At 72.1% G+C, this 14,616-nt stretch carries 13 protein-coding genes and 1 tRNA gene; 6 read left to right on the top strand and 8 right to left on the bottom strand.

What is annotated here, in order from left to right:
• Window positions 1–5: 5 nt before the first annotated feature.
• On the bottom strand, window positions 6–710 hold the full coding sequence (locus ACZDYF_RS15360; protein ID WP_191791248.1) for an FhaA domain-containing protein: 705 nt from the start codon (window positions 708–710) through the stop codon (window positions 6–8).
• 291 nt (window positions 711–1,001) lie between these two features.
• On the opposite strand from ACZDYF_RS15360, the gene ACZDYF_RS15355 reads away from it, so the two are divergent.
• Window positions 1,002–1,084 (top strand) — tRNA-Leu (locus ACZDYF_RS15355).
• Between the two features lie 90 nt (window positions 1,085–1,174).
• Here ACZDYF_RS15355 and ACZDYF_RS15350 read toward each other — a convergent pair.
• Both ACZDYF_RS15350 and ACZDYF_RS15345 read right to left on the bottom strand, forming a co-directional pair.
• Window positions 1,175–3,523 (bottom strand): trypsin-like serine peptidase, encoded by a 2,349-nt coding sequence (locus ACZDYF_RS15350; protein ID WP_475058938.1) that lies wholly within the window; start codon window positions 3,521–3,523, stop codon window positions 1,175–1,177.
• Window positions 3,524–3,701: 178 nt separating this feature from the next.
• The gene (locus tag ACZDYF_RS15345; RefSeq protein WP_475058935.1) at window positions 3,702–4,370 is read right to left on the bottom strand and encodes a helix-turn-helix transcriptional regulator; all 669 of its coding nucleotides are present in this window, start codon (window positions 4,368–4,370) and stop codon (window positions 3,702–3,704) included.
• 127 nt (window positions 4,371–4,497) lie between these two features.
• Here ACZDYF_RS15345 and ACZDYF_RS15340 point away from each other — a divergent pair, with 127 nt between their 5' ends.
• The 3 genes from ACZDYF_RS15340 (at window position 4,498) to idi (ending at window position 7,013) form a co-directional block, all read left to right on the top strand.
• A complete protein-coding gene (locus ACZDYF_RS15340) occupies window positions 4,498–4,869 on the top strand; it encodes a PadR family transcriptional regulator (RefSeq protein ID WP_191791251.1) in 372 nt (123 codons plus the stop codon).
• On the top strand, window positions 4,869–6,221 hold the full coding sequence (locus ACZDYF_RS15335) for a permease prefix domain 1-containing protein (RefSeq protein ID WP_475058931.1): 1,353 nt from the start codon (window positions 4,869–4,871) through the stop codon (window positions 6,219–6,221). The genes ACZDYF_RS15340 and ACZDYF_RS15335 overlap by 1 nt, the downstream gene beginning before the upstream one ends.
• Before the next feature lie 192 nt (window positions 6,222–6,413).
• Window positions 6,414–7,013 (top strand): isopentenyl-diphosphate Delta-isomerase, encoded by a 600-nt coding sequence (gene idi / locus ACZDYF_RS15330; protein WP_191791252.1) that lies wholly within the window; start codon window positions 6,414–6,416, stop codon window positions 7,011–7,013.
• 6 nt (window positions 7,014–7,019) lie between these two features.
• Here idi and ACZDYF_RS15325 read toward each other — a convergent pair whose 3' ends face one another.
• Window positions 7,020–7,613, bottom strand: coding sequence for a hypothetical protein (locus ACZDYF_RS15325; RefSeq protein WP_475058928.1), 594 nt, complete (start codon window positions 7,611–7,613; stop codon window positions 7,020–7,022).
• A gap of 364 nt (window positions 7,614–7,977) precedes the next feature.
• Here ACZDYF_RS15325 and ACZDYF_RS15320 point away from each other — a divergent pair, with 364 nt between their 5' ends.
• Complete coding sequence (locus ACZDYF_RS15320; protein WP_191792249.1) at window positions 7,978–8,799, top strand: class I SAM-dependent methyltransferase; 822 nt, start codon at window positions 7,978–7,980, stop codon at window positions 8,797–8,799.
• 379 nt (window positions 8,800–9,178) lie between these two features.
• Here the strand turns inward: ACZDYF_RS15320 and ACZDYF_RS15315 are convergent, their stop codons facing one another.
• The gene (locus ACZDYF_RS15315; protein WP_364075789.1) at window positions 9,179–10,897 is read right to left on the bottom strand and encodes a DHA2 family efflux MFS transporter permease subunit; all 1,719 of its coding nucleotides are present in this window, start codon (window positions 10,895–10,897) and stop codon (window positions 9,179–9,181) included.
• 53 nt (window positions 10,898–10,950) lie between these two features.
• On the bottom strand, window positions 10,951–11,862 hold the full coding sequence (locus tag ACZDYF_RS15310) for an SDR family oxidoreductase (protein ID WP_475058924.1): 912 nt from the start codon (window positions 11,860–11,862) through the stop codon (window positions 10,951–10,953).
• 171 nt (window positions 11,863–12,033) lie between these two features.
• Between ACZDYF_RS15310 and ACZDYF_RS15305 the strand changes: the two genes are divergently transcribed.
• Window positions 12,034–12,537, top strand: a complete 504-nt coding sequence (locus ACZDYF_RS15305) for a low molecular weight protein-tyrosine-phosphatase (RefSeq protein ID WP_364075962.1) — start codon at window positions 12,034–12,036, stop codon at window positions 12,535–12,537.
• Here ACZDYF_RS15305 and ACZDYF_RS15300 read toward each other — a convergent pair.
• On the bottom strand, window positions 12,528–13,748 hold the full coding sequence (locus ACZDYF_RS15300) for an alpha/beta hydrolase (RefSeq protein ID WP_475058921.1): 1,221 nt from the start codon (window positions 13,746–13,748) through the stop codon (window positions 12,528–12,530). The two genes, ACZDYF_RS15305 and ACZDYF_RS15300, sit on opposite strands and share 10 nt — an antisense overlap.
• Window positions 13,749–13,799: 51 nt before the next feature.
• Window positions 13,800–14,474, bottom strand: coding sequence for a DnaJ family domain-containing protein (locus tag ACZDYF_RS15295; protein WP_475058918.1), 675 nt, complete (start codon window positions 14,472–14,474; stop codon window positions 13,800–13,802).
• Window positions 14,475–14,616: the final 142 nt, after the last annotated feature.

Below are 14,616 nucleotides of genomic sequence, written 5' to 3'. Positions count from 1 at the left end.
GGGGATCACCAATCCTCGTTGTCGGGCGCACCCGTCCAGAACATGATGCGGGTCCGCCCGATGGTCAGGCTGTTCCCGTCGAGCAGGGTAGCGGCCGGGACCTGGTGGCCCTCGACGAACAGTCCGTTGGTCGAACCGAGGTCCGTCGCGATCACGCCGTCGGGCGTGACGCGGATCTCGAGGTGGCGTCGCGAGACACCCGGGTCGTCGACCACGATGTCGGCCTCCGACCCGCGTCCGATGACGGTGACGGGACCCGTGAGCAGGTAACGCTGCCCGTCGATGTCGACCAGGGGGTGCCGTGCGCTGGGTGCCGAGCTCGTCGCGGGAGCGACGTTCCCCCGCACGCTCGCCGACCGCAGCTGGAAACGCCCCGTGTCCAGGGAGTCGTCCTGCTCGAACGACACGCTCACCGGGCCGACGAACGCGTAGTGCTGAGAGGCCGCATGCTCCGTCACGTTGGCCGCGAGCTCGTCGGCGAGCGACTCCGCTCCCCAGCCCTCGACCTGTGCGTAGTCGTCCGGCGACAGCTCGATGGTGAACTGGTTGGGCACGACCGTCCGGTCGCGGTCCACGACCGCGGCCCGGTCGTCGACCTCACGACGTAGAGCACTCGCCAGCTCGACGGGCTTGACCTCGCTGCGCCCGACCTTGAAGGCGTTGTTGACGACGCGTTCGACGCCCTTCTCGAAACGATCCAGGACTCCCATGCCACCTCCTCCCTCATCGACGTTCCCTCGACCGGGTACACGGTCCCCGGGCAGACTACCTAGATCGTAACGACCCGGGGCCTCGCCGGGCCGGTGATCGGCCGAAGTGGACGGGGAGATCAGGGGGAGATCGGGTGCCCCGTGCGTGAGGCGCCTCCCGCAGCGGGGTACTGTTCTCTCTGGTGCAGCACCGGGCTCGGCCCCGGTGAAGCGCCTGTGGAAGACCCTCCGAGGGTGGCCCGACGACCGATGCAGGTCTGGACCGGCTCTCGTGATAATCTTCTGCGGCACGCGCGAGTGGCGGAATGGCAGACGCGCTAGCTTCAGGTGCTAGTGTCCGAAAGGGCGTGGGGGTTCAAGTCCCCCCTCGCGCACGTGATGTACGAAAGGCCCCGGATCATCGAACCGGGGCCTTCGTCGTACCTGGCGGGTTCAGCGACCGCCCTGGCTCGTCCGTGCGGGCGTCAGCCGAACACGTGGTGGTAGAACTGCCCCACCCAGTCGGCGAACTCGGGGCTGATGTTGACCTCCTCCTCGACCGAGTGCCGGCTGAAGACGCCGTTCACCACGGTCGGGTCCTCGGCCGTGAACCACGGCCCCCCGCTGCCTCCGGCGGTGAGGTTGTCCTCCTTGGTGACAGTCGACGGGAAGGTGTCGGCGACGCGCCGCCCGAGGCTGTGCCACATGTGTTCGCCGTCGAACGGGAACCGGGGGGTCGGGCGGGCCGGGTAGCCCGTGTTGTCCCAGGTGGTGGCGGTGCGCCCCCACCGGACGCCGGCCGTGCCGACGACGTCGCCGACGCCTCGGCCGTCGCCGTCCGGGGCGACGACGCACAGCCCGAGGTCCCACGCGGACGACTCGTCCGTGGTCCACGCGGTGGGCCACGCCGACCGGGTGACGTTCCACTTCTTGTAAGGGGCCGCGCCCGCCGTGTAGGCGGGGACGAAGACGATGTCGGTCGCCTGGTTGCCGCCGAGCACGAGGCAGTGCGCGGCGGTCATGATGCCGAAGCGGTGGACGACGACGGCCGACGCGGTGTGCGGCTTGCCGTCCATGACGAAGAAGAGCTTGCCGACGGTCCGCTCGGGGAAGGACTGGGGGTCCTTGACCCGGGCGGTCTGGGCGGCGCCGAGCAGGTCCAGCCGCCCGCCCTCGGACGGGGCCGTGCCGGAGACCGTGCCGGACACGGTGCCGCCTGCGCCGGCCGAGGTGACGTCGGTGACCGCCAGGGCGTCCCGGTCGATCGTGACCGAGCGGTCGAGCGGCTCGGCCTCTTCCATCCGCTCGGGGGTCCAGAAGTCGGTGCCCTCGGCGTCGGTCGCGTGGAGTGCGCGGGTGACGTCGTCGGACTCGACGAAGTCCGGCTCGTGCGTCGCGGTCATCGTCCACGGCCCGGCCGGGTACAGGTTGGCGTCGACGGTGTACCAGACGATCGTCCAGTTGCAGCCGCGGTCGTAGTCGCTCTTGACGTAGACGTTGCCGTTGTTCCGGCCGATGATCGTGGCGCTGCGCTTCTGCCAGTCGCCGCCGTTGTCGGTCCGGTTGCAGATCACGTCCCACCCGACGATCACCTTGGAGGTGTCGCGGAACGTGAACACGTTCTCCCGCCACCCGATCTTCCAGTCGGCCGAGTAGTTCTGGGTGACGCTGGCCACGTCGATGCCCGGGGCGTCGCCGCGCTGGAACCCGTAGCCCCACCGCACCCGGCCCTTGTCGGCGTCGAAGTTCTCCCCCTCGGCCGGCTCGGTCTTCGCCGCGGCGACGACCTGGGTGTAGAACGTCTGGCGGTTGGCGACGACGTCGAGCTCGCCGAGGAGCCGCTTGGTGTCCGCCGTGAACGCCTCGATCCGGGGCTGGTCGGTCGGGAGGGACGACTGGTAGGCCTCGAGGTCCTTCTCGAGCCTGCGGAACGGGTCGTCCACGAGCTTCTTGCCGAACTCGGGGCAGGTCTTGACGCGGCTCCTGGCGAGCCAGAACTGGCCGTAGAGGTAGCCGACCTGCGAGAAGACGTCGGGGCTGATGGGCACCTCGCCCGAGATCGACGGGTCGATCATGCGGTAGGCCATGAGGTAGGACTCGAGCGGGGCGGGCGTCTGGGCCCCGTTGAACCAGGGCAGGAGCGTCGAGACGATCGTCTCGGCCGTCCACGTCGATCCCGACGGGGGGTCGGGGAAGCTGCCCTTGACCCCCCGTGCGGTGATGTGGATGCTGACGTTCGCCCCGTGCTCCGAGGCGACCTTCTCGAACGCCGAGCTTCCCTCGGTGCTGAACACCTGGGGGACCTCGGCGGCCACGGCGGCCGAGAACTTCGTGCGCTGCTCGGTGCTGGTGAACCGGCACTGGTAGGTGACGTACAGCGAGGAGCCCGAACGGTAGCCGGCCACGAAGTAGTCGCCGTACTTCTCGCGGAAGCCGGGTCCGGGCTCGACCGCGAGCTCGTACGACGGGGCGAGCGAGTACTGGCCGTCCTCGACGGACACCTCGGCGACGAGGGTCACCGCGAGGTCGGAGACGGCGAGCTCGTCGAGGAACGAGGTGCTGGCGCTGACCGTGATGCCCTCGATGTTGTACGAGCCCTTCAGCGAGGCGCTGATGAGGGACTGGACGTCGCTCTCCGCCTGGATGAACGAGTACATGAACTCGGGGTTCTGGGTCGTGCTGGGCGTGACGGTGAACGGCTTGACGGCCGAGGCGCGGAGCTGGCCGGTCACGGCGTCGACGCCGAGGCCCGGCTTGTAGCTCGGCTGCCAGGGCTGGCCGACGACCGTGGTGTTGAGGAGCGTGGTCGGTTGTGTGTTCGATACCTGTCTCATCATCGATCCCCTTGCGTGTTCGAGTGATTACGGATGGTCGTGCTCAGCTCGTCATCGATGCATCACCGGTCCCCTGGTCCGGGTGGGTGCGAGGGCCTCGTGGTCGCCGCCTCCGAGGGGGCGGTTCGGCGGGAGCCTCGCGCACGTCGTCGTGCGCTCCTCACTCTGCTCGACGGCGTCAGGTGTCGTCCTCACCAGAATTGGTGAACTGTGCCGGGGCGTCGTGGAGCCAGGTCATGTGGCCGGACCGACGGGCGACGGCTACGGCCTCGAGCTGGGACCGGACCTGGAGCTTGGTCAGGATCGACTTGATGTGGCTGCGGATCGTGTGGGTCGAGAGGAAGCGCTGGTTGCTGATCTGCGCCGCGCTGAAGCCCGCGATCATGCCGCGCAGGACGCCGTTCTCGGCGGCGGTCAGGCGGCCGAGGCCGGCGCTCTCGTCGCGTCGCCGCTGCAGCGTGCGGGAGAACGCGACGGCCTCGTGCTCGGTCCGTCCGGGCGTCAGGTGCGCCCTCTCGACGAGGCGGAGCAGCGAGAGCAGGGACGCGGACTGGTTGAGCACCGTGGCACCGCGACCGTGGAGAGTGAGCAGGACCGACACGGAGCGCACCGAGCCGACGCAGACGCACGTCGTGAGCGACCCGGACGTGGGCAGGCCCATCCGGGGGTTGCCGTCGTCGTCCTCGATGACGACGACCGCCCTCATCCGCAGGTGCGTGGGGTCGGCGCGGGAGACGGTGAGCAGGTCGGCCGTCCACCCGCGGGCCACGAGGCCGGCGTGGAGCGCGGGGCCGAGGGCGGTCCCGTGCGGCGCGAGGACCGTGATGCTCGGCCGCGAGTTCTCCACGGTCGTCTTTCTGGCACGGGTCGTGAGGGTCGGCAACCGCGAGCCGTGCTCGTCTCGAGGGGCCCGCGCCACCATACCTAGATCTGCTAGGTTAGTTACCCCTAGCAGTCCTAGGTATTGGAGCACCATGCACATCGACAAGGACCTCGTCGCCGCCTCGGCCACGCCGCTCGTCCTCGGCATCCTCGCCGACGGCGAGTCGTACGGCTACGCGATCGTCCGACGCGTCAACGAGCTCTCGGGCGGCCACATGCAGTGGACCGACGGCATGCTCTACCCCCTTCTCCACCGGCTCGAACGCCTCGGGCTCGTCGAGGCGACGTGGGGCGTGTCCGACGTCGGGCGGCGGCGCAAGCACTACGCCCTGACGCCCGCAGGCCACGAAGCGCTCGCCGAGCGCCGCGCGCAGTGGCAGGTCGTCGCCGACGCGCTCCAGCAGGTATGGAAAGACCTGGGCGACGCCCAGCCTCCCCGCGCCGTGGCCGAGGGGTGGGCATGATGCCCGGCACCCCTGAGCTCGAGGCCCAGATCGACCAGTGGCGCAGCTACGTCCAGCGCCGTCAGGCGATCTCCACGGCCGACGTCGACGAGATGGAGGACCACCTGCGTGAGCAGGTCGCCGACCTGACCGCGACGGGCCTCGACGGCGACGAGGCCTTCCTCGTGGCGGTCAAGCGCATGGGCAACCTCGACGAGGTCTCGCGGGAGTTCGCGCGCGAGCACTCCGACCGCCTGTGGAAGCAGCTCGTGCTCGTCCCGGACGCCGGAACGCCAGGTCGGGGCGAGCGGTCGTGGCGCGAGCTCGCCGTCGTCCTCGCGCTCGCGGTCGGCGCGGGCGTCGCGGTCAAGGTCGCCGCCGAGACGATCGGCGACGAGACCGTCCTGCTGCGCAACGTCAGCCTGCTCGTCCTTCCCTTCCTCGCCGGGTACTTCGCGTGGAAGCGACGCCTCACGTGGGGCGTGGGCGCGATGCTCCTGGTGCCGTTCGCAGTGCTCGCGGTCGTGCTCAACGTCTACCCCTTCGAGGCGGACGGCTCGACCCTGCTCCTCGCCGCCCTGCACGCCCCCGTCGTCCTGTGGGCGCTCGTGGGGATCGCGTACGTCGGTGGACGGTGGCGCTCGGACAGCGGCCGCATGGACTTCGCCCGGTTCACGGGCGAGCTCGCGATCTACTTCACGCTCCTCGCGCTGGGTGGCGCCGTCCTGCTCGGCCTCACGTTCGGGACCCTCAACCTCGTCGGGATCGACCCCGAGCCGTTCTTCGAGGGCTGGGTCCTGCCCTTCGCCGTGCCCGGGGCGCTCGTCGTCGCGGCCTGGCTCGTCGAGGCCAAGCAGAACGTCGTCGAGAACATCGCCCCGGTCCTGACCAGGGTCTTCACCCCCCTGACGATCGTGATGCTGCTCGTGCTGTTCGTGGTCCTCGCGACGGCCGGGTCCCTGCTCGACACCGACCGCGGGCTCCTCATCCTCATGGACGCGATCCTCGTCCTCGTCCTGTGCCTGCTCCTCTACTCGGTCTCGGCACGCGACCCGCTCTCGCCGCCCCACCTGTTCGACGCCCTGCTGCTCGCCCTGGTCGTCGCGGCGCTCGCGGTCGACGCGGTCGCTCTCACCGCGATGCTGACCCGCATCGCCGAGTTCGGGTTCAGCCCCAACAAGGTCGCGGCCCTGGGGCTCAACCTCCTGCTGCTCGTGCACCTCGTGGGGTCGGCACTGCTCCTCACCGCGTTCCTGCGGGGACGACGCCAGTTCGCGGCCCTCGGACGCTGGCAGACGCAGTTCCTGCCGGTGTACGCCGTGTGGGCGGCGGTCGTGGTCGTGGTGTTCCCGCCGGTCTTCGGGTTCGTCTGACCGGCGGCCCGACGACGCAGGGCGACCCTGCGCCGTCGGGCCGGGAGGGACACCTGCCGGACGGACTTCCTTCCTCTCGTCCGGTGTGTGACAGTGGGGCCGGATGCCCCGGGCGCGCCCGCGCCCGCGCTGCTCGCACCGGTCCTGCGACCGGTGCACCCCCCGACAGCACCGCAGGACCCTGGAGGAGCCATGACCGACGTGCACGTGCCCGTCGCCGCCGACCACGTCGTGACCGTCGATGCCGAGGGGAACCGGACGGGGACCTTCGCGCGCAGCGACGTCCACACCACGGAGACGCCCCTGCACCTGGCGTTCTCCTGCTACGTGCTCGACGGCGCAGGTCGCCTCCTCGTGACGCGTCGTGCCCTGTCGAAGCGCACGTGGCCGGGCGTGTGGACCAACTCCTTCTGCGGGCACCCGCGCTGGACGGAGACGACCGAGGAGTCCATCACGCGGCACGCCGCGCACGAGCTGGGCCTGCGGATCGAGGGCCTCGAGGTCGCCGTGCCGGGATTCCGGTACCGGGCCGTGGACGCGTCGGGCGTGGTCGAGAACGAGATCTGCCCCGTGTACGTCGCGCGCGCCGCGAGCGACGTGACGGCCAACCCGGACGAGGTCGCCGAGCTCGAGTGGGCCGCGCCGGGCGCGCTGGGGAGCGCGGTCGACGCGACGCCGTGGGCGTTCAGCCCGTGGATGGTCCTGCAGGTCGCGGCGTTGCGCGACGCGGCGAGCGGGTCCGACGGCGCCGCCTCGCCCCTGCTGGCCGAGGTGGCCGCCGCCCTGGGCTGAGCGGGCTCAGCCGACCGGGGCGCCGACCTGGACGCTCGTCGAGCGCAGCTTCTCGGGCAGGCGCAGGTGGTCGGCGTCGGCGGTGCTCACGCGCAGCCGCCGCGCGGGCAGGGCGTGCGCCATGACCTGCTCGGCGCCCGGCTGGCCGGACCGGTGCAGGGCCGCGGCGAGCTCGTGCACGAGGATCTCCTGGCGCCGCGCGCCGCGCACCGAGAACACCCACAGGTCCTGCTTCTCGGGTTGCGGCTGCCACGTCCCGGTCCGGGTGAACGCGCGGGAGGCCTCGGCGGTCGGCCCGACGAACGTCACGGACCGCAGCGACCACAAGGCGGTCCGGTTCGTCGCGGACGCCCCCTGGTCGGCCTTGAGCAGCGTCACCGGGCGCTGGGTCCCGACGATCGCCGCGACGCTCGGCGCGTCGACGTCCGCGTAGGGCACGGCGTAGGGAGTCATGAACGGGCCGAACGAGCCGACCACGAGGCCGCGTTCGAGCACGAGGAGCTTCTCGCTCGCGACGAACCGCAGGACCACGGCCAGGACCAGGCCCATCGAGAGGGCGAACCCGATCACCTCGACGACGCGGCCGTTGAAGACCATCACGGCGACGACCGCGGCGAAGATCCCGGCGACCGTCCCGATCGCGCGCGCGGAGAGCGTGCACGACTCGACGTGGCGCAGCTCGCCGAGGGTCGGGCGGTGGCGGTCCGCGACGGCGCGGACCTTGCGGGTCGCGCGGTCGCTGAGGGGGTGGGGCGCGGGGCTCAGGGGGGATCCTCGGGTCGGGTGGTGGTGCGCGCCTCAGCGGAGGGCGCGCACGAAAACTACCGCTTCGTCCCGGTCCGTGGCCAGATGGCTCCCGCCGGTGGACGCCGGGTCGAGAACCTCCTTCCCCCGGGCGCGCTCGGGTCGTCCGGGCGGGCGTGCCGTTTCGACGGTGCCCTCTCCTGCGGGGGACAATCGACGCATGTCTGATGCCGGAGTCCCGCCCGTCCCCGACCGCGCCGCCCCCTTCGAGGCGCACGTCGAGTGGGCGCGGGCGACACCGGTCGAGGGCTTCGACCTGTCCCCGATCGACGACCGCTGCATCGAGGCCCCTCTGCCCTGGGACTACCTGGTGCTCGCGCGCGAGCTCGTGGGCAGCGGCCGCGGCCCCGTCCTGGACCTGGGGACCGGTGGCGGAGAGGCTTTCGGCTCGCTCGCGCCCTTGCCGGAGGGTTCGGCCGCGACGGAGGGCTGGCCCCCGAACGTCCCCGTGGCCCGACGGCGCCTCGAACCCCTGGGCGTCGACGTCCGGCAGGTGGGGAGCAGCAAGGGCGAGGGGCTCATGCTGCCGTTCCTCGACGGCCGGTTCGCGGTGGTCCTGGACCGGCACGAGGAGTTCGAGCCGTCCGAGGTCCTGCGCGTCCTGGAACCGGGAGGCGTGTTCATCACGCAGCAGGTCGACTCCCGCGACGGGATCCGGGTCAACACCGCGCTCGGTGCGCAGCTCCCCTGGGACCCGGACGACGTGACCCTCGAGGGCGCGGTGGCCGACCTGGCCGATGCCGGTTTCGTGATCGACGTGGCGCGCGAGCACGTCGGGACCCGGCACTTCCACGACCTGAGCTCGCTGCTCTGGTACCTCAAGGTCATCGCGTGGCAGGTCCCGGAGATCGCGAGCCTGTCGGCCGAGGCGATCGGGCGCTACGAGGCGCCCCTGCGTGCTCTGCACATGCACTTCGCGGCGGGCAACGACTTCGTGGACGAGGCTCCGCGGTTCCTCGTGGTGGCGCGCAAGCCGTTCTGACCGCCGAGTGCGACGCCGGTGCCCGCCGAGGGTGTCCAGTCGGAGACGACGCCTTCTTCCACGGCGTGAAGAAGCCCGCGGGCCGGTGGATTCCTCCACCCGTCGCGCTGGACAAGGGCGCGACTCCCGCGGGCTCCGGTGGTTGCTCGGTACTCGCTGGTCGTGGGTGACGTGACGGTCACCTGTCGGCCGCGGGTTCCTCGCAAGGTCCGTCGCTCGATGGCACGACTAGCGTGCAACCACCTCATGTGTCCGAAGATTCTTCACTTCGTGGACCACCTCCTTTCCCATGTACCGACGACGCTACGCCTGCCGTCCGCGGGGTCGCCAGAGTTTTTCTCGACGGGTTCAGACCCGTCACCGTCGGCGGCCCAGCACGTCACCCTCGGCGGTCAGCGGCGTCACCCTCGGCGTGGGACCGCTCGCCCTGGTCCACCCCCTCGCGCCGGGAGGCAGCGACGACCCTCGTCGAGCACAGCAGGCCCAGGAGCAGGAAGCCCCCGGCCACGTACAGCGAGATCCGCGTGGCGTCGCTGAACCCGTCGGAGAGCGCGTCGACGACGTCGGGCGTCTTCTCGCCGAACTGGCTCCGGGTGCCCTCGCCGCGCAGCTGCGGGATCGTGCCGCCCGCCGACTGGGCCGTCGCGTCGGCGACCTGTGACGCGACGGCGGCCGGGACGCCGTCGACCTGTTCGAGCGCGGGCGGGACCGCGGTCGACAGACCGATCGCGAGCGCAGCCCCGATGAACGCCGTGCCGAGCGCCGAGCCGAGCTGCCGCGACGTGGACTGGGTCGCGGACGCCTGCCCGGACTCCTCCTCGGGGACGTCGACGAGCGTCGTGCCGGTGAGCTGTGCGGATGCGAGCCCCAGCCCCAGGCCGTAGATCACGAGCAGGACCGCGATGAGCCACGACGAGACGGTCGGGGTCACGACGAGCGCGACCGCGATCACACCCACGACCTCCAGGACCAGTCCGAGGACGATCGTGCGCGGTGACCCGATCGCGGCTGCGAGGTGCCTGGCCATGGCTCCCGAGAAGAACGCGCCCGCGGCCATGGTCGCGAGCACCACGCCGGCGCCCAGGCTCGAGAGTCCCAGGATGTTCTGCAGGTACAGGGGCAGCACGAAGATCAGGCCGAACTCGCCGATCGCGACGAGCATCGCCGTGAGGTTGCCCCAGCGGAACGTCGCGACGCGGAAGAGCGTGAGATCCAGCAGGGCAGAGCGTGCGATCCGCGCGCGGTGGTTCTCCCAGAACGCGAAGAGCACCAGGAGCAGCACGCCGATCGCGCCGATGACCGGGACAGGCGAGACGGGCGCGTCGGTCCCCCAGACCAGCCCGAAGACCTTGAGCTCGGCCTTGGGCGCCCACCACCCGAGGGACTGCCCCTCGATGAGTGCGAAGACGAGCGCGCCGAACCCGAGCGCGCTCAGGAGCAGCCCGACGACGTCGAGCCCCGGCACCGTGATGTGCGCGCGGGTCTCGGGGACGACGAGCAACGCCCCCACGATGACCGCGACCCCGATCGGGAGGTTGACGAGGAAGATCCACGGCCACGTGAACGACGTCGTGAGCCACCCGCCGAGAAGCGGGCCGACGGCGGCCATCCCCGAGATCACGGCTCCCCAGATCCCGAACGCGACCGCGCGGTCCTTGCCGCGGAACGTCGCGTTGACCGTCGACAGGGTCGCGGGCAGGACGAAAGCCCCGCCGACGCCCTGGATCAGGCGCGCCACGATCAGGGTCCCGGCGTCGTCGGCCTGCGACGCGAGGAGGCTTCCGGCGAGGAAGACCACGACGCCGCCGAGCAGCATGTTCCGCCGTCCCAGACGGTCACCCAGGCGGCCCGCGGTGAGCAGGAGCGCCGCGAACACGACCGAGTACGACGCGTTGACCCATTGCGCGTCGCCCAGGTCGAGGTGCAGGTCCTCGATGATCGTCGGCAGCGCGACGCCCACGATCGTCCCGTCGAGCACGATCATCGACAGCGCCGTGGCGAGGACGAACAGCCCGGCCCACCGGTGGTCCGGGGGCGCGGGGCTCTGCGCGGAGCGCGCGGGCGGTGTCCGGCCGGTCTCGTCCGACTGCGTGCTCATGGGCGCTCCTTCGAGATCGGGGGCGCGGTGGTGCGCGGCCCCTGGCTGTGCGGTCAGGCGGGGAGCAGGCGGTCCCACTCCTCGGGGTAGTCGTCGAGCCACGCGGCGAAGCTCTGCGCGGGCCGTCCGGCGAAGCGTTCGACGACGTCGCTCACCCCGGCCAGCTCGCCCGCCGCGATCGCGGTGTAGGACGAGACCCAGCCGTCGACCTCGAACGGCGGCGCTGCGTAGACCGCGCGCGACGCGTACGCCTCCTCGACCGTCTCCGGGTGGTAGGTGATTCTGCGGCCCGTGACGCCGGAGAGCACGCTCGCGATCTCGGCGAGGCTCGACGCCTGGGGGCCGGTCACGTCGTACGTCTTCCCGTCGTGCGCGTGGGGGCGCTCGTCGAGGAGGATCGCGGTCGCGACGTCGGCGATGTCGTCGTGCGAGACCGAGGCGAGCCGCCCGTCGCCGCCCGGTCCGCGGATCACTCCGTCGTCCCCGACCATGTGGACGAGGCCCTGGTGGTACAGGTTGTCGCGCAGGAAGGTGTACTTCAGACCCGTGGCCTTGATGTACTCCTCGGTGTGCCAGTGGTCGCGCGCGAACGTGAACGTGGCCTCGGGGGCGGCTCCCACGAACGACACGTAGACGATGCGCTCGACGCCTCCGGCGACGGCTGCGTCCACGGCCGCCCGGTGCTGGGCGACCCGGTCGGGCGACTCGCGCGCCGAGACGAGGAAGACCGAGCGGGTGCCCCGGAAGGCGCGGACCATGCGTTCGGTGTCGGTGTACCCGGCGGTGACCGCGACCTCGGAGTCGGGCAAGGGCTCGCCGTCGGGCAGGCGTGGTGTCCTGGACGCGTCCCGCACGACGAGGCGCTGCGCGGCCCCTTCGGCGGCGAGCCTCAGCGCGAGTTTCGATCCGAGCTGCCCGCTCGCGCCGGTCACCGCGACGATCCCCGAACCCGTCCTGATGGTCATGCGTCCACGGTAGGCCGGGCGCGCGGGAACTGCCTGGGGGCGGGCTTGCGGCTCGGGCAGACTGGTCTCGTGACCACTCACCACGACCCGACCCACGACCCGACCCACGACCCGACCCACGACCCGACCCACGACCCGACCCCCGTCCCCTCCCCCGGCCCGTACCGCGTGATGACGGTCTGCACGGGCAACATCTGCCGCTCGCCCATGGCGGAGATCGTGCTGCGCGACCGCTTCGAGGCCGCGGGGCTGGGCGGGCGCGTGGTCGTGGACTCGACGGGCATCAGCGCGGAGGAGCACGGCAACCCGGTGGACCGCCGGGCGAGGCGCGTCCTGGCCGAGCACGGGTACGCCACGGGCGACGGCCACCACGCCCGCCAGGTCCGGCCGAGCGACGTCGTGTCCCGCGACCTGGTGCTGCCCATGACGTCGCAGCACGCGCGCGCCCTGCGGCGGCTCCACGGCGACGGGAACGTGCGCATGTACCGGTCGTTCGACCCGGCGGCCCCGGCCGTCCCGCCCGAGCGGGCCGAGCGCGACGAGCACCTGCTCGACATCGACGACCCCTGGTACGGCGGCATGGAGGACTTCGAGGACTGCCTGGCGCAGGTCGAGGCCGCCGCGGACGGCGTGGTCGAGTTCGTGCGGGGAGAGCTCGCGCGCCGTCAGGCCTGAGGCCTGCGCGCCCGGGAGCCGCGCGTCCTGCGCGCCCGAGCGGCCCACCCGCGCACGCTCGACCCCACGGAGCCCGCGGCCGAGCGGGCCCACCGGACCGGTGCCCATCCGCTCACCCCGGTGGCTCCGGGCCCCGCCTCGCCGGGGCCGGGATCCGGCTCGCGAGCCGGCTCGGGCACGTACCCGTGCACCCAGGTCGCGATCTGCTCGTAGGCCACCGCCCGGACCGGCGCGGCCGAGAGCACCACGTCGTGCAGCGCCCCCTCGATGCGCGCGAGGACGACGAGTCGCCCGAGGTCGGTCGACCGTCGCGCGATCCCGACGACGTCGAGGGCCGTGTCGCTGTGCATCATCTCCGGGGTCCACCGAGGGGCGAGCGTGCTGCTCGTGGACAGCAGCACGAGCACGGGCAGGGTGATCCCGAGCCCCAGCTCGACCGCGGCCTGCCCGTGCAGCACCGCGTTGAGCCAGCCCCCGTGCACGACGAAGCCGCGGACGGGCCGCCACGCGAGGTCGTAGTCCCACTCGCCGTCGAGCGTCCGGGACACCGAGCGCGTGTAGAAGCCGAGGTCGACCTGGGGCAGGGGGACGCGCGGGTCGAGCCGCGCCTGGAGCGCGATCGCCGGGGCGAGCATCTTGCGCCCGATGTCGCGCGCCTGGAACTCGAGCCACGGGCTGTTCAGGACGAGCCCGGTGACGCGGTCCTGGTTGCGCGCGGTCCACAGGCTCAGCGTGAGCCCACCCGTGGAGTGACCCATGAGGACCAGGCCGCGCTCACGCATCGCGGGGTCGGCCGTCAGGACGCCGTGGCCCATCGCCGCGAGCGCGGCCTCGATGTCCTCGTCGTACGTCGCGAGGCTCGTGACGAACCCGGGGGTCTGGCCGGGACGCAGGCTGCGACCGTACTTGCGCAGGTCGAGCGCGAAGAACCGCGCGCCCTGGCCCTCCCAGAAGTCCGCGAGCCCGGTCTGGAAGAAGTAGTCGGACCAGCCGTGCACGTACAGGACGTCGATCCCGCGGTCGCGCACGCCCGTCGGGCGCGCTCCCCCGTGGAGCGGGTCGCCGCCCGCGGCCCGACGGCGCCGCACCAGCGTCGCGACGACCTCGCCCTCGTCGTCGGGGTCGAGGGGCAGGGTGAGCTGCTCGAACCCGTCGAGGACGTCGGGCACCCAGCCCCTCGTCGCGGCGGTCGGGGCGGTGGGTTCGGGCATGTCCCGAGGGTAGGAGCCGGTGGGTGGGAGCGCTCGCTGGGGCCGGGTGGGTCAGGTCGCCGGCGGGTCGTCCGTCGGTCGCCGACGGCGCCACCACCGCCGTGGGCGCGTCGCGCCCGGGCCGTCGCCCTCCCGGCGTGAGCGGTCCCGGGAGGTGCGTGCCGTCGTCGGGCCGGAGGACGACGCCGCGGCGCTGCGAGCCGCCCGCCGGTCGCGCCAGAGCGAGACCTCCTCCTCGACGTCCCGCAGGGGCGTGACCACGGGCGGGCCACCCAGGAGCTGGCGCCGGGCGTCGACCACGCGCGCGTTGAACTCGGCGAGGACCTCGCGCACGGACTCCTCGGAGAACTGGCGGTCGAGCTCGTCGCGCAGCCGGGCGTCGTCGGCCCGCAGCTGTGCCGGGGGCAGGATGCCCGTGATCTGCTCGCGCTCGACGAGGTTCTTGAGCCACCAGTCGGGGTCGTACCGCGCCCCCAGGCCGGGGATGGGCTTGCCCGCGAGCGGCAGGTCGTCGAACTCGCCGCGGGCCATGGCCTGGCGGACCAGCTCGTCGACCCACTGGCCGCGGTTCTCGAGCGGGAGCCGCGGGCTGGCGGGACCGTCGTCGTCGGGCACGTCGGCCGGCTGCCGGGCGTTCGCGTCGCCTGCTGCCTCCGCCGCCTCGCGCGCCGTCTCGCGGTCCACGCGGTACTGCGCGGCCCGGCGCACCGGGTCGTCCTCGGTCATCGGGTCCTCCCACGGTCGTCTGGACGGGTGCACTCCCCATCCTCGCCGATCCCGGGCGTTGTACGCTGGGCCGCCCGGTTCTTCCTGCCGGGTGTGCTCGTCACCGGTGAGGAAGCCGCCGGGACTGGTCGGCAGCGCGCTG

The sequence above is a fragment of the Oerskovia sp. PE-21s genome, from assembly GCF_056158145.1.
The sequence above is the reverse complement of the archived record's forward strand: the minus strand, read 5'-3'. Positions and strand labels throughout refer to the sequence as shown.

What these genes read in the sequence shown, in the direction of transcription:
- ACZDYF_RS15360 (WP_191791248.1), bottom strand. Translation starts at nt 710, where the DNA reads ATGGGAGTCCTGGATCGTTTCGAGAAGGGCGTCGAACGCGTCGTCAAC.
- ACZDYF_RS15350 (WP_475058938.1), bottom strand. Translation starts at nt 3,523, where the DNA reads ATGAGACAGGTATCGAACACACAACCGACCACGCTCCTCAACACCACG.
- ACZDYF_RS15340 (WP_191791251.1), top strand. Translation starts at nt 4,498, where the DNA reads ATGCACATCGACAAGGACCTCGTCGCCGCCTCGGCCACGCCGCTCGTC.
- ACZDYF_RS15335 (WP_475058931.1), top strand. Translation starts at nt 4,869, where the DNA reads ATGCCCGGCACCCCTGAGCTCGAGGCCCAGATCGACCAGTGGCGCAGC.
- idi (WP_191791252.1), top strand. Translation starts at nt 6,414, where the DNA reads ATGACCGACGTGCACGTGCCCGTCGCCGCCGACCACGTCGTGACCGTC.
- ACZDYF_RS15320 (WP_191792249.1), top strand. Translation starts at nt 7,978, where the DNA reads ATGTCTGATGCCGGAGTCCCGCCCGTCCCCGACCGCGCCGCCCCCTTC.
- ACZDYF_RS15315 (WP_364075789.1), bottom strand. Translation starts at nt 10,897, where the DNA reads ATGAGCACGCAGTCGGACGAGACCGGCCGGACACCGCCCGCGCGCTCC.
- ACZDYF_RS15310 (WP_475058924.1), bottom strand. Translation starts at nt 11,862, where the DNA reads ATGACCATCAGGACGGGTTCGGGGATCGTCGCGGTGACCGGCGCGAGC.
- ACZDYF_RS15305 (WP_364075962.1), top strand. Translation starts at nt 12,034, where the DNA reads ATGACGGTCTGCACGGGCAACATCTGCCGCTCGCCCATGGCGGAGATC.
- ACZDYF_RS15300 (WP_475058921.1), bottom strand. Translation starts at nt 13,748, where the DNA reads ATGCCCGAACCCACCGCCCCGACCGCCGCGACGAGGGGCTGGGTGCCC.
- ACZDYF_RS15295 (WP_475058918.1), bottom strand. Translation starts at nt 14,474, where the DNA reads ATGACCGAGGACGACCCGGTGCGCCGGGCCGCGCAGTACCGCGTGGAC.